This window comes from Bacillus sp. WP8 (assembly GCF_000800825.1).
Classification (GTDB): Bacteria; Bacillota; Bacilli; order Bacillales; family Bacillaceae; genus Bacillus; species Bacillus safensis.
In genome coordinates this window covers 3,154,734-3,171,667 of the sequence record NZ_CP010075.1, presented here as the reverse complement: position 1 = coordinate 3,171,667, position 16,934 = coordinate 3,154,734, and the positions used below count along the sequence as shown (strand labels likewise).

Genomic DNA, 16,934 nt, shown 5'->3' with positions numbered 1-16,934 from the left:
AAGAGCGGCCAATATACAAAATACAGATTTCAATTTAGAAGGAGACTGACCTATGGATTACGAACGCGCCTTATTAGCGTTTTTTGTCTCTCTGGCTACAGTTTTAATTGTGACACCAATCGTCAAAAAGTTTGCAATTAAGATTGGTGCAGTGGACCAGCCGAATAAACGAAAAGTTCATGATAAAGTAATGCCTCGAATGGGCGGTTTGGCAATTTTTATTGGGGTAGCGGCTGGAGCATTAGCAGGCGGGCTGTTTCTACATAATAAAATTACAGCAATTTCAGTTGGTGCCGTACTTATCGTCATTCTAGGTATATTTGATGATAAATATAATTTAAGTGCAAAATTCAAATTTCTCGTACAAGTTCTTGTTGCTTGTCTGATTGTAAGCACAGGCTTAAAAATGGACTTTTTCTCTGTTCCTTTCTTAACAGATCGAATTGAGTTAGGCTGGATGGCATATCCCCTAACCGTGTTATGGATTGTCGGAATCACAAATGCCATTAATTTAATTGACGGCCTTGATGGACTGGCTGCCGGTATTTCTGTCATCGGTTTATCAACCATTGCCGTGATGGCATTTTCAGCTGATAAAATTTTGATTCTTTCTTTATCCCTTGTTGTCATTGGCAGTACCATCGGCTTTCTTTTTTACAACTTTCATCCGGCGAAGATTTTTATGGGTGACACCGGTTCGCTTTTTTTAGGCTATATGATTTCGGTACTGTCACTATTAGGGCTATACAAAAGTGTCACTTTGTTTAGTGTAGTTGTCCCAGTGATCATCTTAGGTGTCCCTATTTTCGATACCACCTTTGCCATCATTAGACGAATATTAAACAAACAGCCAATCTCAGCACCTGACAAATCTCATATTCATCATAGACTGATGGCCTTTGGGTTGTCCCATCGCATGGCTGTCATCGTGATTTATATGATTGGCTTAGTCTTTAGTCTAAGTGCGATTTTGCTGACAAGCGCCACCATTTGGTTATCACTGATTATTATCTTTTTACTGGTCATGTTCATGCAAGTGATTGCAGAAGTCACAGGCTTAGTGAATGAAGAATTTAAACCATTTACGAAATTTTATAAACGAATGGTCAAAAGGCAGTAAAAAACAGCCCGTTCCTAGGAACTGGGCTGTTTTTATTATTGTCCAGGTGTGCTGGTCGATGAGTTAGTTGTATCACTTGACCCTGTTTCACCAGAGGATGGATTGGTTTGTGAATCTGTTTCAGTTGAAGATTCAGTAGGAAGCTTTAAATGCGTCCGTAATTCATTTTGAACGTTAGCTAGATTGGTTGGATCTGGCTCAAAGTAATACGTCCGATTTGGACCTAAGTAAAGGTCTTTCCCTTTAATAGAAAGTGTTTCTGTGTCGTCTCCTTTAAATCCGCTGTAGATTTGCTGAAGCGCAAGACCTTCTGTGATACGGAAATTGGTCGTAATGTGATCACTGACCTCTTTAGCGATGTTATCGACGTTCGCAATGTTATTTGGCTTCGCCATTTGATCAATCATTGCACGTAAAATTTGTTTCTGACGATCGTTACGTCCGAAATCACCGCGTGGATCTTGTTTTCTCATCCGTGCGTAAGCAAGTGCTTCTTCCCCGTTTAAATGCATATTGCCTTTTTTGAAGTAAATCTTTTTCGATTTTTTAACATCACTTTTTTCATTGAAGTCAAATGGAACATCGATATCAATTCCGCCGACTTCATCAATGACATCCTTGAATCCGTCGAAATCAACGGTTGCATACTTATCAATCGGAATATGCAAGAATTGTTCGACAGTTTCGATCGTTTCGTCTTTACCACCTTTAGCAAATGCTGCATTAATCTTTTCTTTACTTCCTGTTGTATCACTTGCAAGCTGTACGCGTGTGTCACGAGGAATACTAACCATTTTCATCGTTTTGTCTTGAGGGTTAATCGTTGCGACAATGAGTGAATCTGAACGGCCATGATCACCCTTTGTGGCATAATCCTCAATTCCGACAAATAATACAGAGAAAGGTTTTTTCTTAATATCAATGACAGCATCACGAAGATTCGATTTCTCTCCACGGTTTAGTTCATCATATGTTTTGTCAGCAGCTTGAAGAGTATTGACGATTTTATATACTGCGAATCCGCCCATGCAGATGATAAGTAGCAAAAATAAGACCAGAATACGTTTGATAATTCTCTTCTTCTTACTCTTTTTCTTTCGTACACGCACTTTTACTCGTTGTGCCATTCATCTGTCTCCTTTATCGGACCAATGTCCTTTTCTAAATAAATCAATTCGCCTTCTTTTGTAACACTCTTTCCATTTGTCAGCTCAGTCATCCACTCAATGAACTGCTCTGTTTGTGTTTCTTCGACATATGTCTCAAAAATAACATCTTCTGCATAATGGATTTCTTTTAGCTGAAAAGATGAGGCTCTAAGCTCATTCTCTACCTTTCCAAGCCATGTATAATCTATTGTTGTGTGCATTGTACGCATTAAACAGCGCTCTACCATTCCAACATGGTTGATAGCTTCTGATACAGATTTTCCGTAGGCACGAATCAATCCACCGGCACCTAGCTTGATACCGCCGAAATAACGAGTGACCACAACGACTGTATCTTTCAGCTTCCGTTTTTTTAGCACTTCAAGCATTGGGACACCTGCTGTACCACTTGGTTCACCATCATCATTCGCTTTTTGAATGAGGTCATGTTCACCAATGAGATAGGCTGAACAGTTATGTGTAGCATTCCAATGTTGTTTTTTAATGGATTGTATAAATGCTTGTGCTTCTTCTTCTGAGACAGCACGCTGTATATGACAAATAAAACGTGATTTTTCAATGACGATCTCATGCTCGCCACGACTTTTTACTGTAAGATAGCGATTCAGCAAAAGACATACCCTCCTGACAAGCAAATTGTAAGACTAGTGAAAATTTGCATTGGTTTTAGAATTTTACAGCGTATTTTGTTATGATGATAGGAGCGGAAAAAGGGTCGTCATAAAAACTTCAAGATTTATACGCATTCTTTCATTATAATTCGACATAAAATGCAGATCAATGACATTTATAATAAAAAAAGATGACATCACTGTTACGGGAGGGAAAAGCCATGACAACACCCAAAATGGATCCGAAATTATTGGATTCAATCATCATGAAAATGCTAAGTACAGTTGATGGCAGCAAGGACGAAGTATTTAGAATAGGCGAACAGTCCCGTCAACAATATGAAAGCCTAGTAGAAGAGCTGAAGCAAATCAAGCAGCAAGTAAACGAAGTAATTGATTTTGGGGATAAGCTGGAAGTCCATACAAGACATGCTAGAAATCGCTTATCTGAGGTCAGCAGAAACTTCAACAAATTCAGCGAAGAAGAAATACGTGAGGCCTACGAAAAAGCACATAACTTGCAGGTGGAACTCACCATGATTCAGCAGCGCGAGAAGCAGCTGAGAGAAAGAAGAGACGATCTGGAAAGACGATTACTAAGCTTGCAAGACGTCATAGAACGCTCTGAAACCCTTGTGAGTCAGATTACAGTTGTTCTCAACTATCTCAACCAGGATTTACGCCAGGTCGGCGTATTACTTGAAGATGCTCAGGCAAAACAAGATTTTGGGCTCAGAATTATTGAAGCCCAAGAAGAAGAACGCAAAAGAGTGTCTCGGGAAATTCATGACGGCCCTGCTCAAATGCTGGCAAACGTGATGATGCGTTCCGAATTAATTGAACGGATTTTTAGAGACCGCGGTACAGAAGAAGGCTTTAAAGAAATTAGAAGTCTCAGACAGAATGTGCGAAATGCACTGTACGAAGTAAGAAGAATCATTTATGATTTAAGACCGATGGCTTTAGATGATTTGGGTCTGATTCCAACACTGAGAAAATACTTAAACACAATTGAAGAATATGATGGGAAAACCAAAATTACGTTCCAATGCCTAGGTGATACAGAAAGCGAAAGAATTGCTTCTCAATTTGAAGTAGCACTGTTTAGACTAGCCCAAGAAGCTGTCACAAATTCATTAAAGCATTCTGAAGCTGAAGAAATCTCTGTCAAAGTAGAAGTAACGAAAGACTTTGTGACCTTAATTATTAAAGACGATGGAAAAGGCTTTGATATGAAAGATGTGAAAACCAACAAAAACAAATCCTTCGGTTTACTTGGCATGAAAGAACGCGTAGACTTACTGGAAGGTAAAATGACCATAGACTCAAAAATAGGTCTAGGGACATTCATCATGATTCGCGTGCCGCTAACATTGCAAAATAAAATTGTAAAATAGAGTCAAAAGACATATTGACCATAAAGTTCAGGTGTAGAACAATAAACATGGGGAGGCGTAGCTTGTGACTAAAGTAAATATTGTAATTATTGATGACCACCAATTATTCCGTGAAGGTGTCAAACGGATTTTAGATTTTGAACCTACTTTTGAAGTAGTTGCAGAAGGAGACGACGGTGACGAAGCTGCACGTATCGTAGAACACTATCATCCGGATGTTGTCATTATGGACATTAATATGCCGAATGTAAATGGTGTTGAGGCTACAAAGCAGCTTGTTGAGCTTTATCCCGAATCAAAAGTCATTATTCTATCTATTCATGACGATGAAAACTATGTAACACATGCATTGAAAACAGGAGCGAGAGGCTACCTGTTAAAAGAAATGGATGCAGACACACTTATCGAAGCAGTGAAAGTTGTAGCTGACGGAGGCTCTTATTTACATCCGAAAGTCACTCATAATTTAGTAAATGAATTCCGACGCCTAGCAACTAGCGGCGTTTCAGCACATCCACAGCACGAGGTATATCCTGAAATTCGCAGACCACTTCATATCTTAACTAGACGTGAATGCGAAGTTCTTCAAATGTTAGCTGACGGAAAGAGCAACAGAGGAATTGGTGAATCGCTCTTTATTAGTGAGAAAACAGTCAAAAACCACGTGAGTAACATTTTGCAAAAAATGAATGTAAACGACCGTACACAAGCTGTTGTTGTAGCAATTAAAAACGGCTGGGTAGAAATGAGATAATGTTCCGGACAAGTACTCCTTTTTCGCCTGTTTTTTGTTCTCTCACATTTTAGCTGGAGGGAAATGATAGACAGGGTAAGGAGTCTTTTTCGGATATAGCGGGCTTGCCTATTGATTAGGCAGGCTTTTTTGATTACTATTATAAATCTAATGAAAAAATGATCATTCTTTTAAAATAAAAAAGAGTAACTTAACGAATAAGGAAGGTATTTAAGAATGAAAATAGCCGTTGTAACAGACAGTACTGCTTATCTACCACAAGAGCTACGTGATAAATATAATATTCATATGATCCCCCTCAACGTCATCTTTGGCAGTGAATCATACCGTGAAGAAATAGAAATGGACTGGAAGACATATTATGAAGAAATCAAAAAACACAAAGATCTTCCAACAACCTCTCAGCCTGCTTTCGGTGAATTAATAGCCTTATATGAAAAACTAAGTGAAACATACGACGCCGTGATTAGTATTCACCTTTCAAGTGGAATTAGTGGAACGTATAATAGTGCTGCCTCAGCGAATGATCTAGTTGAAGGGATTGATATTTACCCGTTTGATACAGAAACAAGCTGTATGGCACAAGGTTTTTATGTGTTAGAAGCTGCTGAAAAAATCCAAGAAGGTGCTTCTTTAGAAGAAGTGTTGGCACATCTAAATTACCTGAAAGAAAGTCAGCGGGCGTATTTTATGGTAGACGATTTAACTCATTTGCAAAGAGGCGGCAGATTAAATGGTGCACAGGCTTTTATTGGAAGCCTCTTAAAGGTAAAGCCTATTCTGCATTTTGACAACAAGCTAATTGTCCCTTTTGAGAAGATTCGCACCCGTAAAAAAGCCATTTCACGTATTTTTGAATTATTTGATGAAGATGCATCACGTGGTGTTCCGATGAGAGCAACACTGATACATGGTAATAGAGAAGAAGAAGCAGAAGAATTAATTGCGCACTTATCAGAAAAATATCCTCATGTTGAATTTTATAAAAGCTACTTTGGTGCCGTGATCGGCACCCATCTAGGTGAAGGCTCTTTAGCTCTTGGCTGGGTGATTAGATAATTCCTAAAAAACCTCTTTTCTTATGGAAAAGGGGTTTTGTTTTTCTATTTTACCCGTTGGACGAAAGGTCATGTCTTTGCGCATAATAGGCAAACATCAATTGAAAGGTGTTTGGTGAAGTTGAATATGGACAAAGCAATGGAACTAATGCGGCAGCTGCATTCACGCCATTTGCTCACCGCCGAAACAAGGTGCCCACAGTACAAATTGGATTGGCTGGAGGAGAAGGGCTTAGTCAATCGAACACCTGCCATTGAGAGGAAAGCAAATGGTTTTACATGCTGCCGGTGCGGTGTATCACACAAGCGGTACTTTGCTCACTCTCCATGTGAAGTGTGTCAAAAGGATTGTGTGTACTGTAGATCATGCATCATGATGGGAAAAGCAACTGAATGTGGGTTTCTTTATGAATGGACAGGTCCACAAATAGTAGAAACATATCGAGCTGAATTAACATGGCAGGGAGAGCTGTCTAAAGGACAAAAAAGAGCGTCAGAAAGAATGATTGAAGCTATCAAAAACAAATTTGATCTACTTGTTTGGGCGGTTTGCGGGGCAGGGAAAACGGAGGTGCTTTTTCACGGAATCGAATATGCGTTAAATCAAGGAATGAGTGTCTGTATTGCGACCCCTAGAACAGATGTTGTGCTTGAACTCGAACCACGACTTAGAAAAGCATTTCAAGGGATGACAATAGCCGTACTTTATGGAGGCAGTTCTCAAAGGTTTCAGATTGCACCGCTAGTGATCGCCACAACCCATCAGCTGATGAGGTACAAAAATGCATTTGATGTGGTCATTGTAGATGAAGTCGATGCCTTTCCTTATTCAATGGATGAACGTCTCCAATTTGCTGTTCTAAAGGCGATGAGAAAGAACGGAGGGGTTAGGATTTATTTAAGTGCGACACCCTCTAAAAAAATGACGAGAAAGGTTTCTAGTGGAAAACTGGAAGCGATAAAAATTCCTCTGCGTTTTCATAAACAACCATTACCCGTACCAACCTTTCATTGGATTGGACATTGGAAAAAGAAATTAAAAAAGAATCAGCTGCCCCGTAAAGTGATGAATTGGATGCAGAGACATATTGAAAATAAAAGAAGAGTATTACTTTTTGTTCCTTCAATTGCTACCATGAAGAAGGTAACGAAGATTCTTCGAGAACACTCCTTAAACGTGGAGGGAGTATCTGCCGATGATCCAGATAGGAAACAAAAGGTTCAGCACTTTAGAGATTACGTATACGATGTACTAGTTACAACCACTATTCTAGAAAGAGGCGTAACCATTCCAAATGTTCAAGTGGGGGTATTAGGTTCGGAATCTACTATTTTTACAGAGAGTGCACTTGTTCAGATTTCTGGAAGAGTAGGCAGACACCCGGATTATTGTACAGGAGACGTTTTCCTTTTTCATTTTGGTTTAACGAGAAGTATGAAACAAGCAAAGAAGCATATCGTTAAAATGAATGATACGGCTGCAAATGAGTTTTCTGAAAAACAGTGTGGGTTCAACTAAATCATGGTACATTATATTCACAATACACAAATGGCAGGAGAGACAAAATATGCTACTCAATGCAAAAGAAATACTACTCAAGGAAATTCTCTATCAATATCTCAACCAATTAAACATGATTTGTCATTGTGAAAAGTGTATGGAAGATGTATTAGCAATTTCACTGAATCAAGTGAAACCACAATATATAACAGACATCGATAAAATATCTTACAGTAAATCTGAGATGGTGGATAAACAGAAGAATACTGCTATGCTGGTTATTCTGACAGAAGCAGCTTCCAAGGTCTCCGCATTTCCAAGGTGTGAAAATCGTCTGCTGCTGAACAAGAAAAACAATTGAATTGCCAAATTTGTGAGGGACATTTTGTGCCGGCTTTTACCTGGAAATCATTCCTACTATTAAATGATGATCGTCTTTGTGTAGCATGTAAGAATGACTTAGTAAAGATTGAGCGTCCTATTTGTCCAACGTGTGGAAGGGCGCAGTCAAATGACCAAATGTGCCAGGACTGCGATAGATGGAATGAACGCCCTGATTCTACTAAAGTTCTTGTGAAAAATAGGTCAGTTTATACTTACAATGAGTTGATGAAAGATGTCCTTGCCCGCTTTAAATTTCGGGGTGATACGGCTTTAGTTGAGCTGTTTAAACGAGATGTACAAGCAGCATTTAAACATTCCTTCAGCATAAAAGAACCACTGCTGATTCCGATCCCTTTAAGTCATGAAAGACTAACAGAAAGAGGATTTAATCAGTCTGTCATCATCGCTTCCTTGATAGGTAAGCCAATATTGCAGCCACTCGTGAAAATACATCAAAGTAAGCAGTCCAAAAAAAAGAAAAATGAACGCCTAGATCAAAAAGGATTGTTTCAAATAAAGCATACAGATGTGATTGTTCAAAGGGATATTATATTAGTTGATGATATCTATACAACGGGAGCAACCATTTATGATGCAGCAAGAATTTTAAAAGACGCAGGTGCCAAAAGTGTTTCTTCTTTTACGTTGATACGTAGTTAAAAATCATGATAATTAACCGATAATAAGAAAAGAAAATAACGTAAGGGGTTTTGGTTATGAATCAATTGGCAAACTGTCCACAATGTAATCAGCTATTTTTAAAAACCACCATCCAAACGGTTTGTAACAAATGCTATGAAGAAGAAGAACGTTCTTTTGATATCGTATATAAATTCTTAAGAAAACAAAGTAATAGACAATCAACCATCGCTGAAATAGTAGATGCAACTGAAGTTGATGAAGAATTAATCTTGAAATTTATTCGTTTGAAAAGACTGCAAATTAGTCAATTTCCGAATATTAATTATCCTTGTGAAAGATGTGGCAAAGCGATCAGGAAAAACAAGCTATGCAGCCAATGTGAACAGGATATTCATTCGCAAATCAGCCAAATGAACCAAGAAGAAGAGCGTAAAAGGGAGATTGAATCTAGGAAAAAAGACACCTATTATGCCATTAATCCTAAAAACGACTGATTCCCTAAACTAAGTTGCAGTTTGGTCGATAAAATGGATAGAATCAAGACAGACTGTAACGGAAAGCGAGAGGAATCCCGTGAAAATTAATCGATATGGAACACAACCAGTAAATCCTTACAAGAAAACATATGAGAAACAAACGTTGCAATCGAATCAAGCAAAATCAACTGATAAAGTCGAAATTTCTAAAAAGGCAATCGAAATGCAAAAGGTGCCGAATATTATGAGAGAACGTCAAGATAAAATTGACCAAATTAAAAAAAGCATTGAAGCCGGAACATATCAAGTAGATACAAAAGGCATTGCAGATAAAATGCTGAATTTTTATAAACAACAATAACAAAAGGGAGCAGCGTGAATGTCAGTTAAAATAATTATTGAAGAACTGCATCGTCTCTATGGATTGCATGAACAGCTATTAAAGTTGTCTAAGGATAAAACAGAAATGCTGAAAAGCAATGAGATTGATGCTCTTTCAGAGGTTCTGAATTTAGAGCAAAAGTATATTCAGGCCATTTCTCAATTAGAAGAAAAACGAATTGAAGCGACCGTTCAATTTTTACAAAGTGATCAATCACCAACCATCACTGCATGTATCGAAAAGGCTGAAGGTACAGATCAAGAAGAGCTCATTTCATTATATGAGAAACTAAATGACATCATGGTGGAACTAAAAGATGTAAATGAACTGAACAAGCAGCTTATTCAGCAGTCACTTCAATTTATTTCACTGACATTCGATCTCGTTAACCCCAATAAAGAAAATATGAATTACGGACATAATGGTCTTGAGAGTTCAAAGCCTAAACAGCAAAGGGCTTTGTTTGATTCAAAGGCGTAAACAAGGAGGATACCAATGGGTTCTACATTCATGGGACTAGAAACGGCAAAAAGAGGAATCACAGCTCAGCGTGCAGGGCTTTATGTCACATCAAACAACGTCTCCAATGCCAATACGGAGGGCTACTCAAGACAAAGAGTGACCTTTAAAGCAGAAAATCCTTACCCAGTCATTTCTGTTTATGATGGCAAGACTTATGGTCAAATGGGGACAGGTGTACAAGTTGGAACGGTTGAAAGAATTAGAGACAGCTTTTTAGATCTACAATATAGAGATCATAACAACAACTTGTCTTACTATTCAACGAAGTCAGATGCCCTTTCACAGATGGAAGGGGTTATGAATGATTTGACGGATGAAGGCTTGAACAGAGCTTTTGATAACCTATGGAAATCATTACAGGTCTTATCAGAAACAAAAAATGCTGATACAGCTTCTGCACGTACAGTTGTTAAAACAAGTGCACAGGCTCTAGTTGACCAATTCCGTCTGCTCAATTCTTCTTTAACAACGGTACAAAAGAATTTGAAAACGGAACTCGATTCAACTGCCAAAGATGTAAACACTCTTTTATCTCAAATAGATGAAGTGAACAAACAGATTGCAGCAGTTGAGCCAAATGGATATCTTCCAAATGATCTTTATGATACACGTGATACTTTGGTAGATCAATTATCCTCACTTGTTGATATTAAGGTCAGCTACAATCCACCTGGCGGTAATGCACTCAAAATTGCTGAAGGAACTGTCAACATCGACATTATTGGTGCAAATGGACAATCTGCTGGAAACATATTGAATGGTATTACAAATGAAAAGTCTGAACTGCAAATCTCTTACGATAATACAACGGGACTTGTTAACTCACTTCAGTTCGGAACAACAACTATTGCAGCGGATCAATTACAAGTAAACGGTAAAGTAAAAGCACTTGTTGAGGCTTATGGCTACATGTCAAACGGTGCTGAAAAAGGCATGTATCCAGATATGCTTGCAGAGCTGGATGAAGTAGCACAAGTATTCATGGATACATTTAACGATGTACATAAGCAGGGGTACACGTTAAATGGTGCAAGTGGACAAGACTTTTTTGATATCGAGAATAACAATGAGTTGAATAAAGGTTTGGCAGCTCGTATTAAAGTGAGCGATGTCATTTTAGCATCAACAGATAATATTGCAGCATCTCTCAATCAAACACAAGGTGACGGTTCGAATGCTACGAAATTAGCTAATATACAAGACTTAAAGTTACCAATCGGCGGAAATACAACGACAATTCAGGATTATTACCAAAATGTCATTGCTGAGATGGGGGTACAAGGGAAAAAGAACATGACGCTTGAAAGCAGTTCAGCTGCTCTTGTCAATTCAGCCAATGAACGTAGAATGTCGACTAGCGCTGTCTCCATCGATGAAGAAATGACGAATATGATCCAATTTCAGCATGCATATAATGCGGCTGCGAGAATTATGACATTACAAGATGAAGTACTGGATAAGGTAATAAACGGCATGGGTGTCGTAGGAAGGTAGGGATAACGGATGCGAGTCACACAAGGTATGATTTCTCAAAACTCACTTCGAAATATTAGTAAAAGTTACGAAAAACTTTCTAAAATTAATGAGCAGGCACAAACAGGAAGACGTTTCACGAATACGTCTGATGATCCTGTTGCAGCAGTAAAAAGCCTTCAATATAGTACTGCCTTGTTTCGAAATGAACAGTATAAAAATAACTTAAATGAAGCACAAAACTGGATTGATACATCTGAAACAAGTGTCACTGAAATTATTGATATTATGTCAAATATACGAGATAAAGTGCTTGATGCGGCAAACGGAACAAAGCAGCCAGAAGATTTAGCAGCTATCGGAGTGGAAATTGGTCAGATGAAGAATCAAATCATCGATGCAATGAACACTCAAATGCTAGGTAAGTTCGTATTTAATGGGACAAATACAAATGTTAAACCAGTTGTTGAGAATGCAGACGGAACGTATACATTTAACTTCGAAAATTATACAGATGCGAATGTTGTTCAAGCGAATATTTCTGATGGGATTACTTTAAATGTAAACTCAAATCCAATCTCAGCGTTTGGTGGACAGGCCAACGGTCAAAATGTCATTGAAATGCTGACTGATTTAGAAAATTCATTGAAAAATGGAACATTCGCGAATTCTGATGATGCATTAGGAAGTATCGATCAGTTTAAAGAAGTGATGAGTGCTGAGCGATCTGACCTAGGAGCGCGTTCGAATCGTGTTGACTTAGTAGGAAGTCGTTTAACTTCACAATACCAAGTATTGAAAAATGCTAAATCAGATAATGAAGATGTTGAAAGTGAAAAGGCAATTCTTGATCTTCTTCAACAAGAGACGGTGAATAGAGCTGCTTTAGCGACAACAGCTAAAGTCATTCAGCCATCCCTTGTTGATTTCTTAAGATAATAAAAAGCATCCGATGGGTGCTTTTTTGCATCATGGAGGTGAACATATGCAAATCCCTAGATTGTTAATGCAGCAAACCTATGCAAAGCTTCAAATGTCGACAACTCCTTCTCGCCAAGAAGTAGAGCAGCCACGAGCGGACCTTGAGATTCAGCAACCGCGAGCTGTCATGGATATCAAAAGGACACCATCGAAATTAACCATTGATCAAACCGAGGCATTTGCCGATATGGATATCAAGTCGATTTTTAGACGTTCTGAGGAATGGGCAGCTGAGGGGAAGCGGGCTGTTGGAGAAGGAATGGGCCGAAGAGCGGAAGAAGGAAGTGAACTTATCAAGATCGAGAATGGTGGAAATGCGATTGCTGAGTTTGCCAAGATCAACGGCAGTCCTCCAGCAAAACAATTCACCATTGGTGTGATACCTTCATTCTTTAGTGTGAAAATTCACTATCAGCCTTCTGAGCTTCAAATTGATGTGGAGCCGCAAAAAGCTGTTATAGAGGCAACACCTCATAAACCAATCGTTAACTACCAGCCAGGTAAGGTCAATATTGATATGTTACAATACCCAGAATTAAAAATAGAAGTTGACGAAACGGGTCATAATGGTGATAAGGTATAGTAAAGAAAAACGAAAAAGGTCGTGAATTATGATCATTCAAACAAAATACCATGGTGAAGTGACAATCAAAGAGGAGCAAATCATCAACTTCTCTAACGGGATACCAGGATTTCTGGATCAAAAACAGTTTGTCATTTTGCCTTTATCAGAAGAATCTCCGTTTTTAGTTCTTCAATCATTGAAAAACGCAGCATTAGGCTTTATCGTCAGCAGTCCGTTTTTATTCTTCAATCAATACGAATTTGATTTAGACGAAACGGTTGTAGACATTCTGAAAGTAGAAGATGCCAATGATGTGGAAGTAATGGTTATTTTAACAATGGAATCATCTATTGAAAAAACAACAGCTAATTTAAGAGCGCCTATTATTGTGAACCGGAAAAACATGAAAGCCAAGCAGGTGATTTTGCATGATTCAGCTTATCATACAAAACATTTGTTAGAGGTGACATCCTCATGTTAGTGCTGTCTCGTAAATTAAACCAGTCAATTCAAATAGGCGATGATATTGAAGTCAAGATTATTTCAATCGAAGGCGATCAAGTGAAACTCGGGATTGAGGCTCCTAAGCACATTGATATTCACAGGAAAGAAGTGTACCTGTCTATTCAAGAAGAGAACAATCGTGCTGCGAGCTTATCCTTAGATCTTCTCTCTCAATTATCCTCACAAAAAAAGTGAGGATTTTTTTATTGCATTCAGCTTTCCTTCTCCGTGTGAACGTGTTCCGATACAGATGTTCATGATCTATAGGAAACTTTAACAAATCGGTCCATCTATATTTAATTTGCAAATTCAAAGCCGATATAAAAGATAGATTAAAGCACAGGAGCTGAATAACTATGTCTGTTGGTAAGTTGACATCGCTAGAGCCAATTATCGATGCATTTCAAACCCGTGTTTCTAATAACCAGAATGACAATGTAAACTCTGACTCACAAGCAAATGGCAGGGCTGTTTCAAAAGAAGAAATTGAAAAAACGCTTCAAGGCGCAAACAAGCTGATTGAGCCTACTCAATTTCATCTTCAATTTGAATTACATGAAAAACTCAATGAATATTATGTCAAAGTCGTAGATAACCAAACAGAAGAAGTTATTAGAGAAATTCCTTCCAAGGAATGGCTTGATTTCTATGCGGCAATGACAGAAATTGTCGGTTTATTTGTAGATAAAAGAATGTAAATGAAGGGAGAACATAAACAATGGTCAATCGTATTACTGGATTTTCAAATGTGTTCGATATTGATGAAATCGTATCAAAGCTGATGAAAACGGAGCAGGCACCACTTGATACAATGACGCGCCAGAAACAAACACTTGAATGGCAAAGAGACAGCTATCGCGAGGTTAACTCGAAAATCAAAGAATTAGGTGATTTGATTAATAGCTTAAGCTTAGGGTATCCAAGTACATATGGCGCCAAAAAAGTGACAAGCTCAAATGAATCTGCCGTCACAGCAACTGGATCAACTAATGCGACCTCTGGCTCTATTCATGTCACTCAGCTAGCGACAGCTTCTGTCTTCAAGTCCTCTGGTACATCTGGATTTACACCTGCAAATGGCACATTTACGTTTGAAGTGACAACACCAGATTCAACAAAACCAAAAATGGTAACAATCAATACTTCTGATACCGATACAATCGATGACATCGTGAAAAAGCTGAACAGCTCGCAATTAGGTGTGACGGCTTACAAAGGCCAAATCTTTGATGGAACGAACTACGTGGATACCATCGCTCTTACTTCTCGGACAACGGGTGAAGGCGTCAGTATTAAAGCAGCTGATGGTAATTCGGCTTCATTCTTTACGCAATTAGGCTTTCAAGTAGATGGAGATAACAAATTGGTTGCGACCACTCAAGGACAGAAGGCGCAATACGAGATTAACGGCCTGAAAATGGAGAATAACAACAATACCTTTACACAGGCTGGTATTACGTACGAGCTTAAAGGAACAACGGATAAGCCTGTCAGCTTAAACGTTTCAACAGATGTTGATGCAATCTTTGATAAGATTAAACAATTTGTTGATAAATACAATGAGCTTGTTGAGCAAATTAATGGTAAAGTCAATGAAAAAAGAAATAGAGACTATCATCCTTTAACAGCAGAAGAGAAAAAAGCAATGTCTGATAAAGAAGTGGAACTATGGGAAACGACCGCGAAGTCTGGCTTGCTGAGAAGTGATTCTATTTTACGATCTGGAGCTTCTAAAATAAGAAGTGATTTTTATGCTGATATTACGACTAGTGATGGGAATAAAATTCACCTCACACAAATTGGAATTACTACTTCAGATAAATATAAAGATGGAGGAAAGCTTGTAATTGATGACAATAAACTAAAAGAAGCCATTGAAGCAGATCCACAGAAGATCAGTCAAATGTTCATATCAGGTAGTTTAAATGTGGATTCAAAGGATAAAGAAAAAGCGCAGCAGCAATATAAAGAACAAGGAATCATTTATCGTGTCCAAAATTCCTTATCTGCCTTCACGAAGAGCATTCAAAAAAAGGCTGGCAGCACAACAATGGAATCAAAGGAATACGGACTTGGTAAGGACCTTGATTCTTTGACAAAACGAATGAGTACATTCCAAGACCGTTTAAAGATGGTTGAAGCCCGTTACTACAAAAAGTTTAACGCCATGGATAGTGCGATTCAAAAGCTAAACAACCAATCTGGCTACCTTTCTCAACTGCTTGGACAATAATTGGAGGTTTATAACATATGGCAATACAAAACCCTTATGCCGCCTATCAGAAAAATTCTATTGAGACCGCAACACCTGCCGAGTTGACGCTTATGCTTTATGAAGGCTGCTTAAAGTTCATCAGAATAGCGAAGCATGCCATTCAAAAAGAGGATGCAGAAACGAGAAACTTGAACCTGAAAAAGGCTCAAAACATCATTCAAGAATTAAATGTCACCTTAAATCGTTCCTATGACGTATCAAAGAGTATGGCAAGTATGTATGATTACATTTATCGCAGACTGATAGAAGCTAATCTTCAAAATGACGAAGAGATATTGAATGAAGTAGAACAGTACGTAACTGATTTCCGTGATGCGTGGAAGGAAGTCATTCAAACCGATCGAAAAGGCCGTCACCACTCTATCGGGGGCTCTCTATGAGTATTGTGGACCAGCTGCATGATCAAACATTAAAAATGGCAGCAGAGATAGCGGAAAATCCGCAAAGTGAGACACTGGTTGAAGACTTTGATGCCTTTTTAATCGAGAGAGACGAATTAATGAGAGATATACAGCATGAATTGACGGATCAAGAAAAAGAGAAAATCCGAGAAATCATACAAACAGATCAAGAGATGGCGAAGCAATTAACGGTTATCCAAAATGGGATAAAAGCAGATATTCAAGCCATTCAAAAAAAGAAAACAAAACAGCTGAATTATCAAAATCCATACCAGCCCATAACAAGTGACGGCGTATACTACGATAAACGGAAATAAATAGGTGAGATCTGTGGCGTATCGTTCAAATGACTATATTTTATTAACCACATATTATGAACTTCTATACACGATAGAAGAGAGTCTAAAATATTTAGATGAAATTGAGAAGGATTTTGACAAAACAGAAGGGGATCGGATCTTTAATGATCTGATCCATGCCTTCTTTCATTTAGACACAACACACCCCCTTCTGCTTTCAATTATTGAAAATGAACACTTTGCCAAAACGATTCGTTCGTTTGATCAAATATTTTTAAGTTTTGATATACTAGCTTTCTATACATTCCCTTCAAATCACTTCCAATCATTCCTGAAATCATATTTTATACCTGAATATAGAAAGTGGATGGATGAAATACATGCCTGTATGAGGCCGTATGTCATTCATTAATTTTTGTC

At 38.2% G+C, this 16,934-nt stretch carries 22 protein-coding genes; 20 read left to right on the top strand and 2 right to left on the bottom strand.

Annotation, left to right across the window (positions count from 1 at the left end; all coding sequences use genetic code 11):
• Window positions 1–52: 52 nt before the first annotated feature.
• Complete coding sequence (locus QR42_RS16095) at window positions 53–1,120, top strand: glycosyltransferase family 4 protein (RefSeq protein ID WP_034660156.1); 1,068 nt, start codon at window positions 53–55, stop codon at window positions 1,118–1,120.
• A 35-nt stretch (window positions 1,121–1,155) separates the two neighbouring features.
• Here the strand turns inward: QR42_RS16095 and QR42_RS16090 are convergent, their stop codons facing one another.
• Together QR42_RS16090 and QR42_RS16085 are read right to left on the bottom strand one after the other, a co-directional pair.
• Window positions 1,156–2,247: an LCP family protein gene (locus QR42_RS16090; RefSeq protein WP_039181819.1), complete on the bottom strand. Its 1,092-nt coding sequence runs from the start codon at window positions 2,245–2,247 to the stop codon at window positions 1,156–1,158.
• Entirely contained in the window at window positions 2,232–2,900 is a 669-nt protein-coding gene (locus tag QR42_RS16085) for a YigZ family protein (protein ID WP_012011434.1), read from the bottom strand. Before QR42_RS16085 ends, QR42_RS16090 begins: the two co-directional genes overlap by 16 nt.
• A gap of 221 nt (window positions 2,901–3,121) precedes the next feature.
• Here QR42_RS16085 and QR42_RS16080 point away from each other — a divergent pair, with 221 nt between their 5' ends.
• The 19 genes from QR42_RS16080 (at window position 3,122) to QR42_RS15990 (ending at window position 16,926) form a co-directional block, all read left to right on the top strand.
• Window positions 3,122–4,297 carry a two-component sensor histidine kinase DegS gene (locus QR42_RS16080; protein ID WP_003213166.1) on the top strand — a complete coding sequence of 392 codons (1,176 nt, stop codon included), beginning with the start codon at window positions 3,122–3,124 and terminating at the stop codon, window positions 4,295–4,297.
• 64 nt (window positions 4,298–4,361) lie between these two features.
• Window positions 4,362–5,051 (top strand): two-component system response regulator DegU, encoded by a 690-nt coding sequence (degU, locus tag QR42_RS16075; RefSeq protein WP_008348273.1) that lies wholly within the window; start codon window positions 4,362–4,364, stop codon window positions 5,049–5,051.
• Between the two features lie 216 nt (window positions 5,052–5,267).
• Window positions 5,268–6,110 (top strand): DegV family protein, encoded by an 843-nt coding sequence (locus QR42_RS16070; RefSeq protein WP_039181815.1) that lies wholly within the window; start codon window positions 5,268–5,270, stop codon window positions 6,108–6,110.
• A gap of 120 nt (window positions 6,111–6,230) precedes the next feature.
• Window positions 6,231–7,628, top strand: a complete 1,398-nt coding sequence (locus QR42_RS16065) for an ATP-dependent helicase ComFA (protein ID WP_144246074.1) — start codon at window positions 6,231–6,233, stop codon at window positions 7,626–7,628.
• A 49-nt stretch (window positions 7,629–7,677) separates the two neighbouring features.
• Window positions 7,678–7,971, top strand: coding sequence for a late competence protein ComFB (locus QR42_RS16060; protein WP_039181811.1), 294 nt, complete (start codon window positions 7,678–7,680; stop codon window positions 7,969–7,971).
• A complete protein-coding gene (locus QR42_RS16055; protein WP_064497978.1) occupies window positions 7,968–8,654 on the top strand; it encodes a ComF family protein in 687 nt (228 codons plus the stop codon). The genes QR42_RS16060 and QR42_RS16055 overlap by 4 nt, the downstream gene beginning before the upstream one ends.
• A gap of 56 nt (window positions 8,655–8,710) precedes the next feature.
• Window positions 8,711–9,130: a TIGR03826 family flagellar region protein gene (locus QR42_RS16050; RefSeq protein ID WP_039181808.1), complete on the top strand. Its 420-nt coding sequence runs from the start codon at window positions 8,711–8,713 to the stop codon at window positions 9,128–9,130.
• Window positions 9,131–9,209: 79 nt separating this feature from the next.
• The gene (gene flgM / locus QR42_RS16045; protein WP_024423620.1) at window positions 9,210–9,473 is read left to right on the top strand and encodes a flagellar biosynthesis anti-sigma factor FlgM; all 264 of its coding nucleotides are present in this window, start codon (window positions 9,210–9,212) and stop codon (window positions 9,471–9,473) included.
• Window positions 9,474–9,491: 18 nt separating this feature from the next.
• Window positions 9,492–9,974 (top strand): flagellar protein FlgN, encoded by a 483-nt coding sequence (locus QR42_RS16040; RefSeq protein WP_039181805.1) that lies wholly within the window; start codon window positions 9,492–9,494, stop codon window positions 9,972–9,974.
• A 15-nt stretch (window positions 9,975–9,989) separates the two neighbouring features.
• A complete protein-coding gene (gene flgK, locus QR42_RS16035) occupies window positions 9,990–11,510 on the top strand; it encodes a flagellar hook-associated protein FlgK (protein ID WP_039181802.1) in 1,521 nt (506 codons plus the stop codon).
• Window positions 11,511–11,519: 9 nt separating this feature from the next.
• Complete coding sequence (gene flgL, locus QR42_RS16030; protein WP_039181799.1) at window positions 11,520–12,428, top strand: flagellar hook-associated protein FlgL; 909 nt, start codon at window positions 11,520–11,522, stop codon at window positions 12,426–12,428.
• A 46-nt stretch (window positions 12,429–12,474) separates the two neighbouring features.
• Entirely contained in the window at window positions 12,475–13,053 is a 579-nt protein-coding gene (locus QR42_RS16025; protein ID WP_039181796.1) for a DUF6470 family protein, read from the top strand.
• Window positions 13,054–13,081: 28 nt separating this feature from the next.
• A complete protein-coding gene (fliW, locus tag QR42_RS16020) occupies window positions 13,082–13,516 on the top strand; it encodes a flagellar assembly protein FliW (protein ID WP_039181793.1) in 435 nt (144 codons plus the stop codon).
• Window positions 13,510–13,734, top strand: a complete 225-nt coding sequence (csrA, locus tag QR42_RS16015) for a carbon storage regulator CsrA (protein WP_039181790.1) — start codon at window positions 13,510–13,512, stop codon at window positions 13,732–13,734. The genes fliW and csrA overlap by 7 nt, the downstream gene beginning before the upstream one ends.
• A 161-nt stretch (window positions 13,735–13,895) precedes the next feature.
• On the top strand, window positions 13,896–14,237 hold the full coding sequence (gene flaG / locus QR42_RS16010; RefSeq protein ID WP_039181788.1) for a flagellar protein FlaG: 342 nt from the start codon (window positions 13,896–13,898) through the stop codon (window positions 14,235–14,237).
• Between the two features lie 20 nt (window positions 14,238–14,257).
• Entirely contained in the window at window positions 14,258–15,772 is a 1,515-nt protein-coding gene (locus tag QR42_RS16005) for a flagellar hook-associated protein 2 (RefSeq protein ID WP_039181785.1), read from the top strand.
• 17 nt (window positions 15,773–15,789) lie between these two features.
• Window positions 15,790–16,194 (top strand): flagellar export chaperone FliS, encoded by a 405-nt coding sequence (fliS, locus tag QR42_RS16000; RefSeq protein ID WP_039181781.1) that lies wholly within the window; start codon window positions 15,790–15,792, stop codon window positions 16,192–16,194.
• The gene (gene fliT, locus QR42_RS15995; RefSeq protein ID WP_039181778.1) at window positions 16,191–16,532 is read left to right on the top strand and encodes a flagella biosynthesis regulatory protein FliT; all 342 of its coding nucleotides are present in this window, start codon (window positions 16,191–16,193) and stop codon (window positions 16,530–16,532) included. Before fliS ends, fliT begins: the two co-directional genes overlap by 4 nt.
• Window positions 16,533–16,545: 13 nt before the next feature.
• On the top strand, window positions 16,546–16,926 hold the full coding sequence (locus tag QR42_RS15990; RefSeq protein WP_039181775.1) for a DUF8042 domain-containing protein: 381 nt from the start codon (window positions 16,546–16,548) through the stop codon (window positions 16,924–16,926).
• The last annotated feature ends 8 nt before the right edge of the window (window positions 16,927–16,934 follow it).

Bases quoted from the DNA above. Each gene is read 5' to 3' on its own strand.
- QR42_RS16095 (WP_034660156.1), top strand. From the start codon at position 53: ATGGATTACGAACGCGCCTTATTAGCGTTTTTTGTCTCTCTGGCTACA.
- QR42_RS16090 (WP_039181819.1), bottom strand. From the start codon at position 2,247: ATGGCACAACGAGTAAAAGTGCGTGTACGAAAGAAAAAGAGTAAGAAG.
- QR42_RS16080 (WP_003213166.1), top strand. From the start codon at position 3,122: ATGACAACACCCAAAATGGATCCGAAATTATTGGATTCAATCATCATG.
- QR42_RS16070 (WP_039181815.1), top strand. From the start codon at position 5,268: ATGAAAATAGCCGTTGTAACAGACAGTACTGCTTATCTACCACAAGAG.
- QR42_RS16060 (WP_039181811.1), top strand. From the start codon at position 7,678: ATGCTACTCAATGCAAAAGAAATACTACTCAAGGAAATTCTCTATCAA.
- QR42_RS16050 (WP_039181808.1), top strand. From the start codon at position 8,711: ATGAATCAATTGGCAAACTGTCCACAATGTAATCAGCTATTTTTAAAA.
- QR42_RS16040 (WP_039181805.1), top strand. From the start codon at position 9,492: ATGTCAGTTAAAATAATTATTGAAGAACTGCATCGTCTCTATGGATTG.
- flgK (WP_039181802.1), top strand. From the start codon at position 9,990: ATGGGTTCTACATTCATGGGACTAGAAACGGCAAAAAGAGGAATCACA.
- flgL (WP_039181799.1), top strand. From the start codon at position 11,520: ATGCGAGTCACACAAGGTATGATTTCTCAAAACTCACTTCGAAATATT.
- QR42_RS16025 (WP_039181796.1), top strand. From the start codon at position 12,475: ATGCAAATCCCTAGATTGTTAATGCAGCAAACCTATGCAAAGCTTCAA.
- fliW (WP_039181793.1), top strand. From the start codon at position 13,082: ATGATCATTCAAACAAAATACCATGGTGAAGTGACAATCAAAGAGGAG.
- csrA (WP_039181790.1), top strand. From the start codon at position 13,510: ATGTTAGTGCTGTCTCGTAAATTAAACCAGTCAATTCAAATAGGCGAT.
- flaG (WP_039181788.1), top strand. From the start codon at position 13,896: ATGTCTGTTGGTAAGTTGACATCGCTAGAGCCAATTATCGATGCATTT.
- QR42_RS16005 (WP_039181785.1), top strand. From the start codon at position 14,258: ATGGTCAATCGTATTACTGGATTTTCAAATGTGTTCGATATTGATGAA.
- fliS (WP_039181781.1), top strand. From the start codon at position 15,790: ATGGCAATACAAAACCCTTATGCCGCCTATCAGAAAAATTCTATTGAG.
- fliT (WP_039181778.1), top strand. From the start codon at position 16,191: ATGAGTATTGTGGACCAGCTGCATGATCAAACATTAAAAATGGCAGCA.